The following is an 18,387-nucleotide window of genomic DNA, read 5'->3' as shown; positions in this document are numbered from 1 at the left end:
GCGCTTAATGACAACGATCCTGGTAGTCGATGACGAGTATCTGATTGCGGACATCCTGGCCTTCGCCCTGGAGGACGAGGGCTACATGGTCGTGAAGGCCGGCAACGGCCGCCGTGGCCTGGAAGTCCTCGACCGCGAGCGCCCGGCCCTGGTCATCACCGACTTCATGATGCCGATCATGGATGGGCTCGAGTTCGCCCAGGCGATCCGCGCCCGCACGCAATCGTCCGACCTGCCGATCATCCTCATGAGCGGCGCCCAGGGCAGCGTCGGCCGTGACCGGGGCGACCTGTTCGCCGCCGTGTTCGACAAGCCCTTCGACATCAACGCCGTGATCGCCACGGTCGCGCAGCTGATCGGCCCCAGCGACGGCCAGGCCGACTGACTCCCCTCCTCATCGGCCTGCGCTCATCAGCGGCCCATTGCAAGCCTCGCCCGCCTCCCGGAAACTGCCGCCTTTCAGCCCCTGCGGAGACCGCCGTGTCCACCCAAGAACTCGCCAGCGACCCCACCTGGGTCCAGATCTGCCAGGCCGCCGCGCTCGACCCGCAGCGTCGCTTCGCTTCCCGCCAGGCCGTGCTGGCCAGCACCGTCGCACTCGAAGCCACCCTCTACCGCGGCGACGAAGATGACCCCGACGCCGAGGAAGAAGACCTGGGCGATGCCCGCGTGCTGATCACCGGCACCTTCCAGCCACCCGCCGAATGGAGCGCCGAGGAGCGTGCCGACTACTACGACGGCAGCGACCCCGAGGAATTCTTCAGCGCCCTGATCGAATGCATCGCCGCCCCCGCCAGCCGCGCCTACTTCACCGCCGAAGCCGGCGACCAGGTCGCCGTCAGCACAGCCGAAGGCGCCATCCAGATGTACTACCTCTACGAAATCTTCGAGGACGAAGACGGCCACCACGCCGTGCTGATCCGCGACACCGAAGCCTTCATCTGAGGCTTCCGGGCCTCCCTGCGCGAATGCATGCGCGCCCACAAGGCCATGTGGGCACGACACGCCTGATGGAGGTCGCGTTACCTCCAGAAGGCGGAGCCAGGCCCCACTCGCTCTTGGCTGAAGCCGAGCATCGCCTCCAGGGCATTCGCAGCCGTTGAAGCCCGGGCGGTGCTCGCCCCACCCCTTCCCACCCCCCGTCCCAGAGCCTTCCTGGCTCGCCTTGCAGAACTGCAAAGCCACCTTGCAGGGCTGTCCGTTCCGCTGGCGGCGGTTCACGGCAATCATGGCGTCGTGCTTTCGAACAACCCCGAACAACCGACACGACACCCATTAGAGAATCCCGAGGACACCGCCATGAAACTGCAGACCAACCTGATCGCCGCCACCCTCGCCCTGTCCATCGGCAGCGCCTTCGCCGCCGGCAGCCCCGGCGTGGAACACACCACCCAGGCCTTCCTCGAAGCCCTCGAAGCCGGCAACGGCAAGCCCCTGGAAACCCTGGCGCCGAAGGATGCCCGTGCCGTGCTGGTGGGCGCCCAGGCGGGCGTCAAGGTCGACCTCTCCGGCACCCGCGTCGAGAAGAAGAGCATCGAGATCAATGGCCAGCCCCTGGAGCTGACCCTCGTCCGCCCCGAAGGCGCCAAGGGCGACCTGCCGGTGTTCATGTTCTTCCACGGCGGCGGCTGGGTGCTGGGCGACTACCCCACCCACGAACGCCTGATCCATGACCTGGTGGTGAACTCCGGCGCGGTCGCCGTCTACGTGAACTACACCCCCTCGCCGGAAGCCAAGTACCCCACCGCCATCAACCAGGCCTACGCCGCCACCAAATGGGTGGCCGAGCACGACAAGGACATCGGCGTCGACAGCTCGCGCCTGGCGGTGGCCGGCAACAGCGTCGGCGGCAACATGGCGGCGGTGGTGGCGCTGATGGCCAAGGAACAGGGCACCCCGAAACTGCGCGCCCAGGTGTTGCTGTGGCCGGTGACCGACGCCAACTTCGAGACGGCCTCGTACAACCAGTTCGCCCAGGGGCACTTCCTCACCAAGCCGATGATGCAGTGGTTCTGGGACAGCTACACCACCGACCCGAAGCAGCGCGCCGAGATCCACGCATCGCCCCTGCGCGCCACCACCGAGCAACTGAAAGGCCTGCCGCCGACCCTGATCCAGACCGCCGAGTTCGACGTGCTGCGTGACGAAGGCGAAGCCTACGCCCGCAAGCTGGACGCCGCCGGCGTCGAGGTCACCGCCGTGCGCTACAACGGCATGATCCACGACTACGGCCTGCTCAACGTGGTCAACCAGGTCCCGGCGGTGCGCTCGGCCATGCTCCAGGCCGGCGCCGAGCTGAAGAAACACCTGCAGTGAACCCACCCGCCTGCGCCCCGGCCGCCTTGTGCTGCCGGGGCGCTCGCGCATGCAGCAGGAGACCGCCATGATCCCCGCCATCGCCCAGCCGGACGCCGCCCTGCTGGCTCCCGACAACCACCTGCTGGTGCTGCTCGACCACCAGGCCCAGCCCGCCCTGGCCACCCGCTCCATCGACGCCATCACCCTGCGCGACAACCTCGCCCTGCTGGCCAAGGCCGCCTGGCAGTTCGAGGTGCCGACGCTGCTGAGCAGCCTCGACGCGCCGGCCTTCGCAGGTGAGCTGCTGGAAGAGCTCACCGCGGTATTCCCCGAGCAGCCGGTGCTCCGCCGCCGCACCTTCAACGCCTGGGAAGACGCCCCCTTCATCGAACGGGTCAACGCCAGCGGCCAGCGCCGCCTGGTGCTGGCCGGGCTGTGGACGTCGGTGAGCATCACCGCCACCGCGCTCTCGGCGCTGGGCCAGGGCTTCGCGGTGTATCTCGTGGTGGATGCCGGCGGCGATGTCTCGCCCCTGGCCCAGGAAACCGGCCTGCAGCGCTTGCTGCAACGGGGCGTGCAGCCGCTCACCAGCCTGCAGTACCTGCTGGAGTTGCAGCGCGACTGGTCACGCACGGCAACCGCCGCCCGGGTGCTGGAAATCGCCCGAACACACGGCGGCCCCCTGGGACTGTGATGACGTCCCCCGGGCTTCAGCCCGGGGAAATAACATCACCCCGCAAGCGCGCCGCATCCCGCTCGAAGCACTCCGTCAGCCAGCGCGACACCGCCTGGTAGCGACCGATGCGCCCGGCATCACGGTGGCTCAGCAACCACACCTCGCGGTGCAACTCGGGCCCCGCCCCCAGGCGACGCAGGCCATGGCGCTCGCCCAGCAGGCAGGGCAGCAGCGCCAGCCCCATGCCGGTGGCGCAGGCCTGCACCAGGGTGCTGACGCTGCTCACCCGCAGCGGGCAGCGCAGCGATGGCGAAAGGTTGCCCAGCCACTTCATCTCCGGCATGCCGTCCAGCTCCTCGCCATAGGCCAGCCAGGGCTGCTCGCACCATTGCTCGCGGGTCAGGCCCACATGGCACTCGGCGCCGTACACGGCGAAGCCCAGGTCGCCGACCTTGCGCATCACCAGCGCGGCATCGTCCTGGGGGCGCGCCAGGCGCAGGGCGAAATCTGCCTCGCGGCGGGTAAAGGACAGCGACTGGTTGGCCACCAGCAGCTGCAACTGCAGCTCCGGGTAAGTGCTGGCCAGGGCCGGCATGTGCTCCACCAGCCAGTGGCTGAACAGGAAGTCGATGGACGTCAGGCGCACCGCACCGCCTACTTCGCTGGCCTCGCTGCGGGTGTCCAGCAGCATGCTCTGCACATCCCCCAGCACCCGCTCGGCATAGGCCAGGAACACCTGCCCCGCCTCGGTGGCGTGGTAGCGCGTGGTGTCGCGGATGAACAGCCGGGTCTGCAGGCTCTGCTCCGCCGCCGCCAGGCGCCGGCTCATGGTGGAAGGGTCGATGCCGAGGGACCGCCCGGCCGCACTCATGCTGCCGTGGCGGGCCAGCGCCAGCAGCAGGGGGATGTCGTTCCAGTCGAAGTTCACGGGGGCTCCAGAGGTGGCCGCGGATGGCCGGCTGCCCACGATAGCAAGCCTCCCCCGGCGTACCGCAAGGGGCGCGGTTGTACCGGTGTGACAAGATTTTCAGCGACAGTCCGGGGAGGTCCGATCGCGAATGAATTCGCTCCCACGAGGGCGCCATGCCCGTGCACGAGCATGACCGTTGTGTTGGGTGGATGACGCTCTTTTCATCCACCAATGGGGTGTTGACTGACCCCGCCGCCAAGCACTTCGCGAGCCCGTAGCCCGGACTTCAGTCCGGGGCTCCGATCGCGAAAGAATTCGCGCCCGCAGAGAGGCGGCGCTGCGCACCGCTTGGCGACTGAAGTCGCCCCTACAAAAGCCCCACACCCATGCGCGAGCATGAGCGCCGCAGGAGCTTCGCGAGCAGAGCTCGCTCCTACAGGTTCAGCGGCCGCGCCCGGCCAGCACGGCGGTGGCGCCCTGGGCCTTGCGGCAGTACCAGATGACGCGGCTGACGCCACGGGTGATGGCGACGTAGGCCAGGCGCAGGCTCTCGTCGCGCATGGCCTGGTCGTAGCTGTTGCGGAAGAAACCGCAGCGCGCATAGAGGGCATTGCGCAGCGGGTGCGCCTCGGTGGGCAGGCAGTCGTCGACGATCACCGCCACCTCCGCCTGCAGGCCCTTGGCACGGTGGATGCTGTAGGCCTTCACCGGCAGCGCCGGATCGAGCTGCGCCTGGATGCTGCGCAGCACCTCGTTGCGCCGGCCGAGCAGGAGCACGGCGGTACGCTCGCCGCTGCCCCGCTCCTCGACATGCCGGCACTGGGCCTGGATGTCGGCGATCAGGTCCGCCAGGCCGGCGGCCAGCTCGAAGCCCTGCACCAGGCGCACGCCGTCGTCCGGCTGGGCGAGCTTCACCGCGCGGCTGCTCTTCTCCTGCTTGAAGGCGACGCCGCCGAGCACCGCCTCGCCATCGCGCACCACCGCCTCGATGGAGCGGTAGTTGGTTTCCAGCAGCAGCACCTTGCTCTTCTTCGCCTTGCCCTTGCCGGGGAAGTGGCGGTCGAAATCCATGAACAGTTCCGGGGAGCTGCCACGCCAGCCGTAGATGGACTGCCAGTCGTCGCCGATGGCCATCAGGCTCGGCGCCCGGCGCGAGCGCGCCAGTTGGCGGTGCACGGTCTGCAGCCACTGGACGATCTGCGGGGAGATGTCCTGGAACTCGTCGATCAGCAGGTGCGTCAGCGGCTCCAGCAGCGCGGCGTCGACGCTGCCGGCCTCCAGGCGACGGGTGAGTTCGGCGAAGGCGTCGTTGAAGGTCATCAGGCCACGCTCGCGCAGCAGCGCCTGGAAGCGCGCCCAGAAGGGTTGCAGGGCCTCGATGAAGAGCCGCTCCTGGGGCGGGCAGTTGAGCTTTTCCGGCTGCAGCGCCTCGATGCGCAGGCCGATGCTTTCGATGAACCCGGCCTGGCCATGGAAGGCCTCGGGCAGCGGCAGCGCGGTCAGTTCGCCGGCCAGGCGCAGCGGGTCGCGGGGCGCCGGGCCGATGGCGCTGCCCTCCTCTTCCACGGGCTCCGGCAGCCCGAGCAGGCGATGCACCCGCTGGCGGAAGGTGGCATCGGCGGCGTAGCAGCCCTGGTAGGCCTCCTCCAGCAGGCGTTGCTGGGCCGGGCGCAGGCGGCCGGCGGCCAGGGGGTTGTCCGGTTCGGCGCCGGGGTCGCGGTCGTCCAGCTGTTCGAACCAGGCGGGGTTGCCCAGCGCCGCCTTGGCCAGCACGCCCATGGTCGAGTGGAAGGTGCGCACGCACTGGCGCGCCTGGGCGGCGTCGAGGGGGAAATCCCAGAAGCCGAGCACCCGCTGCAACTGGTCGCGCAGCTGCGCGCAGGAGGCGTTGGTGAAGGAGATGACGGTGAGCCTGCCCGGCTCGATGCCCAGGTGGCAGAGCATGAACACCACGCGCAGCACCAGGGTGGTGGACTTGCCGGAGCCGGCACCGGCGAAGATGCGGGTGACCGGCGCGCGCCCGAGGATCATCGCCCACTGCTCGTCCGAAGGCGCGGCGACCACACCGGCGGCCACGGCGGCGGCGACCTTCTCGCGCATGGCCTCGGCCGCGCCGGCGCTCTGCCGCAGGGCGCCACCGTAGATGCCGTTGTCAGGCGCTTGCGCGGTTGCCGCGACGGCCCCGCCCGGCTCCTTTGGCGCGGACTTCTTGCCGCCGGCACGGCCCTTGGGGGTGCTGGTGGCGCCCTTGCGGCTGCGCCCACGGGGCTTCTTCTGCGCCTGGGCGGCCATGGCCTGCGCGGCTTCGCGCTCTTCGCGCAGGTAGGCGGTGGTACGGGGGAAATAACGCGCCAGCGCTCCGGAGAGCAGCGACTTGTAGCGCTTGACGGCAGAGAGCATCCGAATGATCCGGGGAAAGCGAATAACGGGGCGCGATGATAAGGGCTTTGCCACCACGGCGTCAGTTGCTGGCCCCTGGCCAACCGGCGGCAAGGCCTTGCCCCGCGCCGGCAAGGCGCCGCCGTCGCCGCATGCGGGTCCCGGGCTGGAAGCCCTCTGCGACGGGGCTTCTGCGGTTATGGCCCGATCCCTGCAACTGAGCCGCGCATCCTCTGCATCCAGGGAAAGGCCATGACCATCATCTCCAACAGCTCGCCGCTGGCCACCTACCTCGCCAGTGCCACCAAACCGTCGACCACCGGCACCAGCGGCTCCACGTCCGGCACCGAGGACAAGACACCGCAGAAGCCCGCCGACCCCATCGCCGAACTGCGCCAGTTCGCCGCCAACCTGGTGGCCCAGGGGCGCGGCGGGCTGATGAACGCCATGGCCGGCAACACCAGCAACGTGCTGAGCAATGCCAGCGCGGCGACCCGGGCCGGCCTCAACGGCGGCAACGGCGCGCAGATGCAGTTGCCGGACGTATCGACCCTGGACCGCGACGACGCCGCCAAGATGCTGACCCAGGTGCAGAAGCTGCTCGACAAGGGCCTGGAAGGCGCCTTCTCCTTCGTCGGTGTGAATGGCGACAAGCAGACCAGCTCGCTGGAGACCTACCGCGACTGGCTGCAGGCCAAGGGCGGCATCAGCATCTACGCCTGAGCCTCAGCGCAGGGCCTCGCCCAGCAACGCCAGGTAGCGCGGGTGCAGGGAGATGTCGTTGTGGCCCGCGCCGGCCAGCACCTCCAGCCGCGCCACGCCGGGGGCGAAGGCCGCCGCCAGGCGGTCGCTGCTCTCGCGCGGGATGACCTGGTCGTCGCCGGCCAGCATCAGCAGCGTCGGCACCCGCAGCGCGCCGGCGACATCCGCCGAGCGGTAGCGATCCTTCAGCAGCCAGCGCACCGGTGCCCAGGGGAAGCGCCCGGCGGCGACGTTCTCGATGCTGTCGTAGGGGGTGATCAGCACCAGCCGGCTCACCGGCCGCTGGCTGGCCAGCTGCACGGCGACCCCGGAACCCAGGCTGCGCCCCACCACCGCCACGCGTGGATGCTCGGCGTGGATATGGTCGAACAGCCGCTGCGCGTCATTCAGGATCAGCGCCTCGCCCGGCTCGCCGGAACTGCCGCCGTAACTGGGGTAGTGCATCAGGTAGAGCGCGTGGTCGGGGAAGGCCCCGGCCAGTTGCACAAGGTTCATCGACACGTCCTCGGCGTTGCCGCCGAAGTACAGCAGCGCGTCGGCACCCGGGCGCGAGCGCACGGTGACCACCAGGCGCCCCTCGGCCACCGGCAGCTCCAGGGTGCTTTCCGGCGCCTGCACGGCACGGGGCTGGGGGAAGTAGAGCAGCGCCCGCTGGAACACGAAGAGCGCGGCGCAAAGCGCCAGGTAGAGCAGGACGGCAACGAAGGTGGTCCAGAGCAGGGCACGCGGCATGGCTGGTTTCCCGTGGAAGGAAGGCCCCCGCGCCGGGCGCGGGGGCGCTCAGCCTATCAGAAGCTGAAGTCCACCTTGGTCCACAGGGTGCGGCCGGGCTCCTTGATCGCCTCGGGCTCGGCGGGGAAGCCGAAGCCGGCATCGCCCGCGAGGTTGAGGTGCTCGGCGTAGGCCTTGTCGAAGAGGTTGTCGACCCCGGCGCTGAGCTTGATGTCGCGGGTCAGGCGGTAGGCACCGTTGAGGGAGAACACCGCGAAGCCTCCGCTCTTGCCGAAGTCCTGCCCCACCACGTTGCCCTGGCCCTCGGCCACGCGGTTCTGCGCGGCGGCCACGCGCCACAGGGCACCGGCGCTCCAGTCGTCACGCTCGTAGGTCAGGCCCAGGCGCGCTTCCAGCGGCGGCATCTGCGGCAGCGCGCGGCCGTCGGAGCTGTTCTTGCCCCAGGCGTAGGCCAGGGTGGCGTCGGTCTTCCAGTTGCCGTCCAGGCGGTAGGCCGCGCCCAGCTCGCCGCCCATGATGCGCGCGTCGATGTTCTCGGCCCGCGAGGTGTCGCCCATCATCCCCGGGGTGTAGGTGAAGAGGATGTAGTCGCGCACCTGGCCGACGTAGCCGGACGCCCAGGCCTCCAGGTCGCCCTCGCTGTACTGCACGCCGAAGTCGAGCTGGGTGGTCTTCTCCGGCTTCACGCCATCGAAGGCGTTGCGCGCCCCGGCCGGGCCCTGGTTGGGCGAGAACAGCTCCCAGTAGTCGGGGAAGCGCTGCACGTGGCCGAGGCCGGCATAGACGGTGGTGGCGCTGTCCAGGTCGTGCTCGTAGCGCGCGAAGCCGCTGGGCAGGGTGTCGGCACGGGTCTCGCCGAAGGTCGGGTTGGCCATGCCCATCATGCCCAGGGTGCGGCGGTAGTCCTTGGCGTCGGAGCGGTCCAGGCGCGCGCCGGCCACCACGCGGTCGCCCTCTTCCACGTACCAGGTCAGCTCGCCGAAGGCGCCGTAGCTGTGCATCAGCGCGTCGCGGGTACGGGGGAACTGGTCGGCGTCGGTGAAGGTGCCGCTCATCATCGAGTAGCGCGAGGCGCGCTTGCGGTGTTCGCTGCGCATGGCGTCGAGGCCGGCCACCAGTTCCACGTCGGTCCATTTGAAGGTGGCGGCCAGGCGCGCGCCGAGGGTGCGGCGGTCCACCTGCGAGGCCATCGGCATGGGCATCGAGCTGGTCGGGTCGGGGTTGCGCAGGCGGAAGTTGTCCATCACGTGGTCGGCGTAGTTGTAGTAGACCTGAGCCTCCAGCTTGTCGAGCACACCGCCGAGGTTGCTGCGCTCGAAGCGCAGGCCGAGGCTTTCCCGCAGGAACTGGCTGCCGTCCATGCCGCGCCCGGCGTAGCGGGACTCGCCGTTGCCACGGCCGGCGGAGAGCTCGATGAGGGTGTCGGCGTCCGGGGTCCAGCCGATGGCCATGTCGCCGTTCCACTTGTCCCAGCGCGAGGGCACGGTATCGCCGTTGCCGTCCTCGTAGTCGTCGGACTGGGAGTGGTTTCCGGTGGCGCGCAGGTAGCCGGTCTCGTTGCCCACGGCGCCGTCCAGCACGCGGTCGAAGCGGCCGTTGGAGCCGGCCAGCAGGCTGGCGTGGAGGCGGCTGCCGAGTTCGCCGAAGCGCTCCGGCTCGCGCTCGAAGAGCACGGTGCCGGCGGAGGCGCCGGGGCCCCAGAGCACGGTCTGCGGGCCCTTGATCACGGTGAGCTTGTCGAAGGTCTCGGGGGAGATGTAGGAGCTCGGTGCGTCCATCCGCCCCGGGCAGGCGCCGAGCATCAGGCCGCCGTTGGTGCGCAGGTTGAGGCGCGAGCCGAACATGCCGCGCAGCACCGGGTCGCCGTTGGTGCCGCCGTTGCGGATGGCGGCGAAGCCGGGAATGGTCTTCAGGTAGTCGGTGCCGTCGCTGGCGGGCACCGGCTGGCGGGCCTGTTTCGGGTCGGTGACGATGGTCAGCGGCGAGCTCTGTTGCACGGCGGTGATGACGGTCGCGCTGACCTCGATCACGTCGGAGGCGGGCACGACGGGTGCCACGGGCGGCTCGTGCTGGTGTTCGTGGGCGACGGCGCCCGCGGCGAAGGCGAGGCCGGCGGCCAGGGCGAAGGCGTGGCGCCAGCGCAGGCGGGCGGCGTCGGGCTGGAAGGCGAAACGGGTAGAGCGGTTGGCAGGCAGGTGCATCGTGTTCATTCCATGATCTGAAATCGGTGGGCCCGTCGCGGTCGGCGCGACAGGCAGGTCGGGTCGGCGGCGTCACCAGGACGGCCGCAGGCTCAGGCGTGTGAATTCAGATGCAGGGAGAGGCGCGGGGGTTGGCCGAGGGCCAGCAATGGCGGGGCGGCGTGCGCGGCCGGCTTTCCCGTGCCGGGCGCGGGGCGCTGCGGCGGCGCTGGAGCCAGAACAGGCCGAGGAAGAACAGGATGCCGAGGGTGACGGCATTGCCCATCGGGCAGTTGAAGCCGGCGCTGGACAGCTGCGCGGGCGAGCCGGGCTGGTCACCGTCGATGGACGGGCCGTCGCTGCCGGTGGCCGAGCAGAAGGCACCGCCGAGGCCGCTGAGTTCGAGGCCCATCGCCTGGCCGTGATGAATCCCGCAGGCGAGCAGGTTGAACAGGACGCAGGCGTACAGCATCCAGGCGATCAACGAGCGGTCGTGGCAGGCGGTTTTCATGGGCGGCGACTCTAGCACCGAAAATTCACGGCGAGAAAGCCGGCCATTGTGGTGGATTGCCGCAGGCACCCGGGCGCCTCGACGTCGGATCGAAACCCGGGTGAGGCCTGCAAATCACTTGGCGGCGCGGTGGCCCGTGCCGGTAAAGTCGCTGCACCGAATCGCGCCGAGAATCTTCATGTCCCGCCTCTACGATGCACGCGGCAACCGCTATGTCGTCACCCCGCCCGATGCGCTGCGCCGCCTGGGCATCGCCATCCCGCAGGAAGCCGCCGACGCGGCGCAGGCCCGCGAGAAATGGAGCGCCGCGGCCATCGAGGCCCTGTGCGGCTGGCCCGACGGCACGCAGCCGGAAGGCGCCAAGGGCCATCGCTCGGACGGGCTGCTGGTCGGCCCCTTCGGCAACGCCTCGCCCTGGGACCTGCTGATCGTCAACACTGACGGCAGCCTGACCGAACGCAGCGGCAACGGCATGACCCTCTTCGCCCAGGCCCTGCTCGACGACGGCCACGTCGCGCCCGGCCAGGCCTTCGTCCTGCATGTACACCACGACAAGCCCGGCGGCGGCACGCCGGTGGTCACGCCGATCGAGCCCGCCGAGCGCGACGGGCGCCCTGGCTTCTGGTTGCAGATGGGGGCACCGGGATTCGGTCCCGAGGCGGTCGGGGCCGATGGCGAACACCTGGCTGCCGCCGATTTCCACGGCCGCTTCCTGAGCCGCGTCGACGCCCTGGCGCAGGTGAACCCCGGGTGGTGCCGCAGCCAGTTCGTACGCATCGGCAATCCCCACTGCGTGACCCTGCTGGACGAGCCCGCCGCGCTGCCGGCCATGCCCTGGCTACGCGCCGCCGACACCCACGCGGCGCTGGAGCGCATCGCCTATGCCGCGCCCATCGGCGCAGGCGATCCCTGCCCCGCCGGGGTCAACCTGCAATGGGCGGCGCGGGCGGCGGATGGCGCCATCGAGGCCCGGGTGTTCGAGCGCGGCGAAGGGGCGACCGAGTCTTCCGGCAGCAGCGCCTGCGCGGTGGCCTGCGCCGCCTGGCAGGCCGGGCTGGTGGCGGCCGGCGAGGTGCGCGTGCGCATGCCCGGCGGCACCGCGCCGCTGCGCCTGGAGCAGCAGGGCGACGCCCTGGTGGGCGTCTGGCTGTTCGGCGTGGGGGCGCGCCTGGAGGGTTGAGGCAGGGGCTCAGTTCGGCGCGGTGGCCTTGAGCCCGGCCAGCACCAGCTTCTGGTAGAGCTGCTCGCGCAGGCCGCTGGGCGCGTGCAGGTCCATGCGCTGCAAGTGGCGGGTGTAGTCCGCAGGCTCCGGCAAGTCGAACAGGGTGGCCATGCCCAGTTCGAGGATTTCGCTGAGCTTGAGCTTGCTCTTCAACCAGCGCAGGGCGCGCAACAGGTCCTGCTCCTCCGGTGTGAAGTCGCAGCCCAGCGGGTATTCGGCGAACAACCTCGGATGCTCGGCCCGCAACGCCAGCAGGCGCCACGGTGTGTTCTGCCGGTAGCGGGGGTCGAGGACGAAATCGGCGGGCAGCTTGCCGGCCTTCTGCGCCTCGGCGATCAGGCCGTCCTGGAAGCGCGAATCGGCGATGCGCAGCAGCGCTTCGATCACCTCGGCGTCGTTCTTGCCGCGCAGGTCGGCGATGCCGTACTCGGTCACCACCAGGTCGCGCAGGTGCCGGGGAATGGTGGCGTGGCCGTACTCCCAGACGATGTTGGAGCTGGCCTCGCCGCCGGACTCGCGCCAGCTGCGCAGCATCAGGATCGAGCGTGCGCCGTCCAGCTCGTGGGCCTGGGCGACGAAGTCGTATTGCCCGCCGACCCCGCTGAGCACGCGGCCATCCTCCAGCTGGTCGGCCGCGCTGGCGCCCAGCAGGGTGATGGTGAAGCAGCTGTTGACGAAGCGCGCATCGCGGCGTTGCAGGCGCTTGAGCTCCTCGTCGCCATGCAGGCGGTTGACGTAGCTGATGGCGGTCATGGCGATGCGTGACAGCGGCCCGTCGCCCAGCTCGCGCAGGCGCTGGTAGAAGGCCTCGGGGCCGAGGAAGAAGCCACCGTGGATCACCACGCCGCCCCGCGCCTGGCCCAGCCGCTCGACCAGGGCGGCGCGGGTGGCGGCCTCGTCGAGCGTGGCGCTGAGCCGGCGACCATCGCCCAGCAGCAGGTGGTCGCCGTCCAGGCGCACGCCCTCATCGAGCAGGCCGTGGCGCTGCAGCCAGGCGAGGCCGTCGGCGTCGAGCACGCGCGGCAGTTCATCGAACAATGCGTCGAGGTCGGTCGGCGTGCCCTGGGGGTCCAGTGCGCCGGCGTTGGCCAGGCGTTGCAGGCGCACATCGGGGTACACGGGGCGGCGCAGCACCCCGGCCTCCAGCAGCACCAGCAGGCCCAGCAGGAACATCTCGCTGTTGGCGTAGAGCCCCTGGGCGAACGGCGCCAGGCCGCCTTCGCGCTCCACCAGGCCGCCCCAGCGCTGCGGGACTTCGAGGGCATCGAGCACGGCGCGGTAACCGGCGTTGTCGCCCTGGCGCGCCACCAGCGCGGCGGCCAGGCCGTCGGCCATGGCGCCGATGCCCACCTGCAGCGTGCCGCCGTCGCGCACCAGGGCGCTGGCGTGCAGGCCGATGGCGTGGTCCTGCAGGCTCACCGGCAGGTTGGGGGTGGAAAACAGGGTGCTGCGCTCGGGTGCCTCCAGCACCAGGTCGAACTCGCCGGCGTCGAGCTCGGCGTCGCCCGGCATATAAGGAAGCGCCTCGTGCACCTGGGCGATGGCGAGGATGGTCTCGCCCGCCGCGCGACGACGGCGCAGGCGCGGCAGCAGGTCGAGGGTGATGTCGGGGTTGCAGCTGAGGCTGAAGCGCCCGGGGCTCTGCGGCCGCGCGGCGACCATCTGCGCCACCAGGTTCAGGCCCTTGCGGTCCAGGTCGCGGGCCACCTGGCTGTAGTTGAGGCTGACGTAGCTCTGCTGGGCCTGGGGATTGTCCAGCTGGCTGGCCGGCTGCAGGTAGAACTCCTCGACGCGGATGTGCGCCGGCAGCTCGCCGCAGCGCAGGTCGCTCAGGTAGTCGAGTTCGATGTAGTCGCCATAGAGGCGACGCAGGAAGGGGCCGGAGAAACGCTGCTCCAGTTCGCTGGCCGGTTGCGGCTTGGCCAGGGACAGCGCGGTGTAGATGGTCAGCTGGCGCTCCGGCAGCGTCTTGATGCGCTGGTAGAGCGCGTTGACGAAGCGGTTGGGCTTGCCCAGCCCCAGGGGGATGCCGAGGCGGATGGGCCCCTCGATCCGGCGCAGCACTTCATCCACGGCCTGTTCCAGCGAGCAGTTGGCCACCTGTCCTCTCCCTTGGCATCGACGATGCTGGCTTGGACCGGCCCGGGCGCGCTTTTGCTCAACCCATGGCGCGGTGTGATTCAAACGCTCGCTTGGATTGCGCTTTCCAGGATTTTTCAGGCAGCATCGACCGGGTGCTGGCATAGCACCTGCATTCCTACCAGCCCCAACCACCAACGCCGAGGCCTACCCATGCGCATCGTCCAAGCCACCCTGGAGCACCTGGACCTGCTGAACCCGCTGTTCGTCAAATACCGCGAGTTCTACGGCGAACTGCCCTTCCCCGACTCCTCGCGCAAGTTCCTCGAGAAGCGCCTGAGCCGCAAGGAATCGATCATCTACCTGGCCCTGGCCGACGATGACGACACCAAGATCCTGGGCTTCTGCCAGCTCTACCCGAGCTTCTCCTCCCTGTCGCTGAAGCGCGTGTGGATCCTCAACGACATCTATGTCGCCGAGGACGCCCGTCGCCAGCTGGTGGCCGACCGCCTGCTGCAGACCGCGAAGAAGATGGCCAAGGAAACCAACGCCGTGCGCATGCGCGTCTCCACCAGCGCGGGCAACGAAGTGGCGAAGAAGGTCTACGAGTCCATCGGCTTCCGCGAGGACAGCGAGTTCGTCAACTACATCCTGCCGATCCACGAAGACTGATCCACCCGCCCGGGGCGCCGCTCAGGCGCCCAGGCCCAGCCACAGGCCGATGACCAGCGGCACCGCCAGCAGCCCGGCCAGGGCCAGGCGCCGGTGCCGTGGCCAGGCCCCCTCGACGGGCCTCGCACGCGCCAGCTGCAGGGGGCGCTCCAGGGCCAGCTGGAATTCCGACAACGCCTCGAAACGGGCCCGCGCCTGGGGCGCCAGCGCCCGGGCCAGCACGCCATCCCAGCCCGTCGGCAACTGCGCGTTGAAACTCGCCAGCGGCACGTAGCGGCTCGCCTGCCCGCCTTCGGGGCGCGCCACCTCGGGCCACTGCCCACTGAGCAGCCAGTAGCACAGCGCGGCGAGGGCGAACTGGTCCGCCGTGCCATCCACCGCACGCCCGTGGCGCAGCTCGGGTGCCAGGGGCACGGCCTGGGCCGGCGCCGCCTGGCGCGCGACACCGGGGAGGATGGCCGCGTACTCGGGCAACAGCAGCAGGCGTCCCGCGTCGCTGACCAGGATCTGCCGGGGGCTCAGCCACAACCCTTGCATGCCCCGCCGCTGCAGGGCACGCACAGCCTCGATCAGCTGCCCGAGCAGGGCCATCAGGCTCTCGCCATCCAGGGGCCCGTGGGCCGCCATCCAGTCGGCGAGGCTGCGCATGCCGCGCGGCAACGGGGCGAACAGCAGGAACGCATGGCGCCGTGGGCGATGGGGCGAGATCACCTGGGGCAGGCTCGCCACCGGGCTGCGCCGCAGCACCCACTCGCGTTGCCAGAAGGCCTCGTCGGCGTCGCGTTCGGCGAGCCAGAGAAGCGCCTCCCGGCCCTCCTCGTCGAGCGCCTGGAACAGCCGCCCCGGCGGGCCGAAGGGACAGGCGGCCTGGAGCGTCCAGCCATCCACCTCGCCACCCGGCTCGACGTGCCCGACCTTCGGCCAACTGCCCCCGGGCGCAGGGGGCGGTAGGCAATCGGCGGCGCCGGGCAGCAGCAGCGCCGCAGCCCCCGGGGCGCCAAGCAGGGGCTCCAGCAAGGCGCCGAGGCCACCGGGAACCAGGCTCATGCAGCCTTCGCGCAGGCGCTGCAGGTCGGCCACTTCCAGCAGCGGCTGGGGCGCCAGCAGCAAGGGCTCGTGGGCGACCAGCGGCAGGCTGTGCTGCACCACCGCCAGCTCCGCCTGGGCGCCGAGCACGCCTTCGCGCCCCACCAGGCCGTGCAGGCCGTCCCGGTGCAGGCGCAGCAGGCCGATGGCGCCGGCCTGGAGGAAATGCGCCTGGCCATCCTGAAGCAACAGCAGGCCGGCACTCAGCTCGGGGGCTGCCTCGCCCGCGCTCCGGCGCTTGAACAGCTGCAGGTTGAGTGCCGCCAGCACCTGCCGCGCGGCCTGGGTCTCGCTCCAGCCGTCGGGCGTGCAGGCGTAGTCGGCGAACAGCGCATCGAGGTGATGCTCGAGCGTACGCACCACATCGGGGCAGCGCCGTGCCCAGAGCAGGATCACCAGCAGCAGCGGGGAGCGTCCCTGACGACCGGCGACCCAGGTGGCCCGTGCGCGGGCGGCCTGCCCGGGCAGGTCCAGCCCATGGCCCTGGGCCAGGCTGATGGCGGGATGTTCCAGCAGTTGCAATGCCACGGCGCGCGCCTCCATCGGAAAACAATGGAAACAGTTGCAGCCTTTGTGCCGGAAAAGCCGACGACGGATGCTCGCCGCGCCCACCTGGCTTGCCCCTATAATGCCGCTCGCCCGGCCTCCGAGCCGCCGCCGCAGAACCGACAAGGCGCCCCATGGATTTCAATCTGATCGACCTGATCCTCCACCTCGACGAATACCTGAACCTGTTGGTCAGCAACTACGGAACCTGGATCTACGCCATCCTCTTCCTGGTCATCTTCTGTGAGACGGGCCTGGTGGTCATGCCCTTCCTGCCCGGCGACTCTCTGCTGTTCATCGCCGGCGCGGTGTGCGCCAACGGCGCCATGGACCCCGTCCTGCTGGGCGCCCTGCTGATGCTCGCGGCGATCCTGGGCGACAGCACCAACTACCTGATCGGGCGGACCACCGGCGAGCGGCTGTTCAACAAGCCGAACTCGAAGATCTTCCGCCGCGACTACCTGCAGCGCACCCACGAGTTCTACGACCGCCATGGCGGCAAGACCGTGACCCTGGCGCGCTTCCTGCCCATCGTGCGCACCTTCGCGCCCTTCGTCGCCGGCGTCGGCCGCATGCCCTACGCACGCTTCTTCGCCTTCAGCGCCTTCGGCACCGTGCTCTGGGTCGGCGGCCTGGTGACCCTCGGCTACTTCTTCGGCAACGTGCCCTTCATCAAGCAGAACCTGTCGGTGGGCGTGGTCGCCATCATCCTGCTGTCGCTGCTGCCCATGTTCATCAGCGTGCTGCACCGCCATCTGCGACCGGCCGCCGCCCGCGACAACGCCGAGCGCCCGAGCTGAGCCCATGTGGTCCCTGCGCAACTGGCGCCGGCGCCGCACCCTGGCGCGCAACCCGGTCGACGACGCGCTCTGGGCCGAAGTCCGCCAGGCGCTGCCGATCCTCGACGGCATCACCCCCGAAGAAGACCGGCGCCTGCGCGAGCGCAGCGTGCTGTTCCTCCACGACAAGCACCTGACCCTGCTGGGCGGCGTGCAACTCGAGCCCCGCGACCGCCTCGTCCTCGCCGCCCAGGCCCAGCTGCCGCTGCTGCACCTGGCGGAGCTGGGCTGGTACCAGGGCTTCCACGAGCTGGTGATCTACCCCGACGACTTCCTCAGCCCCCAGCGCCACCGCGACAACGCCGGCGTCGTCCATGAGTGGGACGCCGAGCACAGCGGCGAGGCCTGGCATCGCGGCCCGGTGGTACTGGCCTGGCCCGGCGTGCAGGCCAGCGGCGGCTGGGAGGGCTACAACCTGGTGATCCACGAGCTGGCCCACAAGCTGGACATGCTCAACGGCGACGCCAACGGCCTGCCGCCCCTGCACCGCGACATGCGCCAGTCGGACTGGGCCGAGGCCATGCAGGCCGCCTACGACCAGATGAACGCGGCCCTCGACGAAGACGAGGATGCCGCACTGCCCATCGACCCCTACGCGGCGGAAGACCCGGCCGAGTTCTTCGCCGTCACCAGCGAGTACTTCTTCAGCGCCCCCGACCTGCTGCAGGCCGCCTATCCCGCCGTCTACACGCAGCTCGCGGCCTTCTACCGGCAGGACCCGGGCGCGCGCCTGGCCCGCCTGATCGCCGAACATCCGGAGTATCGGGACACGACCAACGGATGAGCACGACGGCGTGGCGCCGCCCAATGAATGTGCATATAATCCGCCCACTTTTTTTGGCCCATTCCAGGGAGTCGACCATGAGCTACAGCAAGATCCCGGCTGGCAAAGACCTGCCGAACGACATCTACGTCGCGATCGAAATCCCGGCCAACCATGCGCCGATCAAATACGAAATCGACAAGGACAGCGACTGCCTGTTCGTCGACCGCTTCATGGCCACCCCCATGTTCTACCCGGCCAACTACGGCTACATCCCCAACACCCTGGCTGACGACGGCGACCCGCTGGACGTGCTGGTCGTGACCCCGTATCCCGTCGCCCCCGGCGCCGTGATCCGCGCCCGTCCGGTCGGCGTCCTGCACATGACCGACGAAGCCGGCGGCGACGCCAAGCTGATCGCCGTCCCCCACGACAAGCTGTCCCAGCTGTACGTGGACATCAAGGAATACACCGACCTGCCGGCCCTGCTGCTGGAACAGATCAAGCACTTCTTCGAGAACTACAAGGATCTCGAGAAGGGCAAGTGGGTCAAGGTCGAAGGCTGGGGCAACGCCGAAGCTGCCCGCGCCGAGATCACTAAAGCGGTTGCGGCTTACCAAAAGTAAGCCCCGACCTCTCATAGAAAGCCGGCCACAAGCCGGCTTTTTTATTGCCTGGAGGAAAGTGGCCCTCCTCATGCCTCGGCCCTGTTCCCCCTCCGCGCAGCCTTGT

General features: G+C 69.8%; 17 protein-coding genes. 10 read left to right on the top strand and 7 right to left on the bottom strand.

The features are described from left to right. Nucleotides 1-7: 7 nt before the first annotated feature. From HSX14_RS04680 to HSX14_RS04665, 4 genes are all read left to right on the top strand, one after another. Complete coding sequence (locus tag HSX14_RS04680; protein WP_173180385.1) at nucleotides 8-385, top strand: response regulator; 378 nt, start codon at nucleotides 8-10, stop codon at nucleotides 383-385. Nucleotides 386-522: 137 nt separating this feature from the next. After that, nucleotides 523-945, top strand: coding sequence for a hypothetical protein (locus HSX14_RS04675; protein ID WP_373874775.1), 423 nt, complete (start codon nucleotides 523-525; stop codon nucleotides 943-945). 354 nt (nucleotides 946-1,299) lie between these two features. Further along, entirely contained in the window at nucleotides 1,300-2,316 is a 1,017-nt protein-coding gene (locus tag HSX14_RS04670) for an alpha/beta hydrolase (RefSeq protein ID WP_175384240.1), read from the top strand. 67 nt (nucleotides 2,317-2,383) lie between these two features. Then, nucleotides 2,384-2,992, top strand: coding sequence for an isochorismatase family protein (locus HSX14_RS04665; protein ID WP_173180123.1), 609 nt, complete (start codon nucleotides 2,384-2,386; stop codon nucleotides 2,990-2,992). Between the two features lie 16 nt (nucleotides 2,993-3,008). Here the strand turns inward: HSX14_RS04665 and HSX14_RS04660 are convergent, their stop codons facing one another. Both HSX14_RS04660 and HSX14_RS04655 read right to left on the bottom strand, forming a co-directional pair. Beyond that, a complete protein-coding gene (locus HSX14_RS04660) occupies nucleotides 3,009-3,902 on the bottom strand; it encodes a LysR family transcriptional regulator (RefSeq protein WP_173180121.1) in 894 nt (297 codons plus the stop codon). A gap of 423 nt (nucleotides 3,903-4,325) precedes the next feature. Further along, on the bottom strand, nucleotides 4,326-6,284 hold the full coding sequence (locus tag HSX14_RS04655) for a UvrD-helicase domain-containing protein (RefSeq protein ID WP_173180119.1): 1,959 nt from the start codon (nucleotides 6,282-6,284) through the stop codon (nucleotides 4,326-4,328). A 231-nt stretch (nucleotides 6,285-6,515) separates the two neighbouring features. Here HSX14_RS04655 and HSX14_RS04650 point away from each other — a divergent pair, with 231 nt between their 5' ends. Then, the gene (locus HSX14_RS04650; protein ID WP_173180117.1) at nucleotides 6,516-6,986 is read left to right on the top strand and encodes a hypothetical protein; all 471 of its coding nucleotides are present in this window, start codon (nucleotides 6,516-6,518) and stop codon (nucleotides 6,984-6,986) included. A 3-nt stretch (nucleotides 6,987-6,989) separates the two neighbouring features. Here the strand turns inward: HSX14_RS04650 and HSX14_RS04645 are convergent, their stop codons facing one another. The 3 genes from HSX14_RS04645 to HSX14_RS04635 form a co-directional block, all read right to left on the bottom strand. Then, the gene (locus tag HSX14_RS04645) at nucleotides 6,990-7,757 is read right to left on the bottom strand and encodes an alpha/beta hydrolase (RefSeq protein WP_173180115.1); all 768 of its coding nucleotides are present in this window, start codon (nucleotides 7,755-7,757) and stop codon (nucleotides 6,990-6,992) included. 56 nt (nucleotides 7,758-7,813) lie between these two features. Further along, a complete protein-coding gene (locus HSX14_RS04640; RefSeq protein WP_373874742.1) occupies nucleotides 7,814-9,967 on the bottom strand; it encodes a TonB-dependent copper receptor in 2,154 nt (717 codons plus the stop codon). A gap of 97 nt (nucleotides 9,968-10,064) precedes the next feature. Then, the gene (locus HSX14_RS04635) at nucleotides 10,065-10,448 is read right to left on the bottom strand and encodes a DUF2946 family protein (protein WP_173180111.1); all 384 of its coding nucleotides are present in this window, start codon (nucleotides 10,446-10,448) and stop codon (nucleotides 10,065-10,067) included. A 178-nt stretch (nucleotides 10,449-10,626) separates the two neighbouring features. On the opposite strand from HSX14_RS04635, the gene HSX14_RS04630 reads away from it, so the two are divergent. Further along, nucleotides 10,627-11,628, top strand: a complete 1,002-nt coding sequence (locus tag HSX14_RS04630; protein ID WP_173180109.1) for a diaminopimelate epimerase — start codon at nucleotides 10,627-10,629, stop codon at nucleotides 11,626-11,628. Between the two features lie 9 nt (nucleotides 11,629-11,637). Here HSX14_RS04630 and HSX14_RS04625 read toward each other — a convergent pair whose 3' ends face one another. Beyond that, a complete protein-coding gene (locus tag HSX14_RS04625; protein ID WP_228723541.1) occupies nucleotides 11,638-13,770 on the bottom strand; it encodes an acetyl-CoA hydrolase/transferase C-terminal domain-containing protein in 2,133 nt (710 codons plus the stop codon). A 192-nt stretch (nucleotides 13,771-13,962) separates the two neighbouring features. Here HSX14_RS04625 and HSX14_RS04620 point away from each other — a divergent pair, with 192 nt between their 5' ends. Further along, nucleotides 13,963-14,421 (top strand): GNAT family N-acetyltransferase, encoded by a 459-nt coding sequence (locus HSX14_RS04620; RefSeq protein WP_111260722.1) that lies wholly within the window; start codon nucleotides 13,963-13,965, stop codon nucleotides 14,419-14,421. A 21-nt stretch (nucleotides 14,422-14,442) separates the two neighbouring features. On the opposite strand, the gene HSX14_RS04615 is transcribed toward HSX14_RS04620, so the two are convergent. Then, the gene (locus HSX14_RS04615) at nucleotides 14,443-16,035 is read right to left on the bottom strand and encodes a serine/threonine-protein kinase (RefSeq protein WP_173180104.1); all 1,593 of its coding nucleotides are present in this window, start codon (nucleotides 16,033-16,035) and stop codon (nucleotides 14,443-14,445) included. Between the two features lie 152 nt (nucleotides 16,036-16,187). Here HSX14_RS04615 and HSX14_RS04610 point away from each other — a divergent pair, with 152 nt between their 5' ends. From HSX14_RS04610 to ppa, 3 genes are all read left to right on the top strand, one after another. Beyond that, on the top strand, nucleotides 16,188-16,853 hold the full coding sequence (locus tag HSX14_RS04610; protein ID WP_173180102.1) for a DedA family protein: 666 nt from the start codon (nucleotides 16,188-16,190) through the stop codon (nucleotides 16,851-16,853). Nucleotides 16,854-16,857: 4 nt separating this feature from the next. Beyond that, entirely contained in the window at nucleotides 16,858-17,676 is an 819-nt protein-coding gene (locus tag HSX14_RS04605) for a M90 family metallopeptidase (RefSeq protein WP_173180100.1), read from the top strand. Between the two features lie 77 nt (nucleotides 17,677-17,753). Beyond that, nucleotides 17,754-18,281, top strand: a complete 528-nt coding sequence (gene ppa / locus HSX14_RS04600; protein WP_173180098.1) for an inorganic diphosphatase — start codon at nucleotides 17,754-17,756, stop codon at nucleotides 18,279-18,281. The last annotated feature ends 106 nt before the right edge of the window (nucleotides 18,282-18,387 follow it).

It is taken from the genome of Pseudomonas tohonis (assembly GCF_012767755.2).
Lineage (GTDB): Bacteria > Pseudomonadota > Gammaproteobacteria > Pseudomonadales > Pseudomonadaceae > Metapseudomonas > Metapseudomonas tohonis.
The sequence above is the reverse complement of the archived record's forward strand: the minus strand, read 5'-3'. Positions and strand labels throughout refer to the sequence as shown.

What these genes read in the sequence shown, in the direction of transcription:
- HSX14_RS04680 (WP_173180385.1), top strand. Translation starts at nt 8, where the DNA reads ATGACAACGATCCTGGTAGTCGATGACGAGTATCTGATTGCGGACATC.
- HSX14_RS04670 (WP_175384240.1), top strand. Translation starts at nt 1,300, where the DNA reads ATGAAACTGCAGACCAACCTGATCGCCGCCACCCTCGCCCTGTCCATC.
- HSX14_RS04665 (WP_173180123.1), top strand. Translation starts at nt 2,384, where the DNA reads ATGATCCCCGCCATCGCCCAGCCGGACGCCGCCCTGCTGGCTCCCGAC.
- HSX14_RS04655 (WP_173180119.1), bottom strand. Translation starts at nt 6,284, where the DNA reads ATGCTCTCTGCCGTCAAGCGCTACAAGTCGCTGCTCTCCGGAGCGCTG.
- HSX14_RS04650 (WP_173180117.1), top strand. Translation starts at nt 6,516, where the DNA reads ATGACCATCATCTCCAACAGCTCGCCGCTGGCCACCTACCTCGCCAGT.
- HSX14_RS04645 (WP_173180115.1), bottom strand. Translation starts at nt 7,757, where the DNA reads ATGCCGCGTGCCCTGCTCTGGACCACCTTCGTTGCCGTCCTGCTCTAC.
- HSX14_RS04640 (WP_373874742.1), bottom strand. Translation starts at nt 9,967, where the DNA reads ATGAACACGATGCACCTGCCTGCCAACCGCTCTACCCGTTTCGCCTTC.
- HSX14_RS04635 (WP_173180111.1), bottom strand. Translation starts at nt 10,448, where the DNA reads ATGAAAACCGCCTGCCACGACCGCTCGTTGATCGCCTGGATGCTGTAC.
- HSX14_RS04630 (WP_173180109.1), top strand. Translation starts at nt 10,627, where the DNA reads ATGTCCCGCCTCTACGATGCACGCGGCAACCGCTATGTCGTCACCCCG.
- HSX14_RS04620 (WP_111260722.1), top strand. Translation starts at nt 13,963, where the DNA reads ATGCGCATCGTCCAAGCCACCCTGGAGCACCTGGACCTGCTGAACCCG.
- HSX14_RS04610 (WP_173180102.1), top strand. Translation starts at nt 16,188, where the DNA reads ATGGATTTCAATCTGATCGACCTGATCCTCCACCTCGACGAATACCTG.
- HSX14_RS04605 (WP_173180100.1), top strand. Translation starts at nt 16,858, where the DNA reads ATGTGGTCCCTGCGCAACTGGCGCCGGCGCCGCACCCTGGCGCGCAAC.
- ppa (WP_173180098.1), top strand. Translation starts at nt 17,754, where the DNA reads ATGAGCTACAGCAAGATCCCGGCTGGCAAAGACCTGCCGAACGACATC.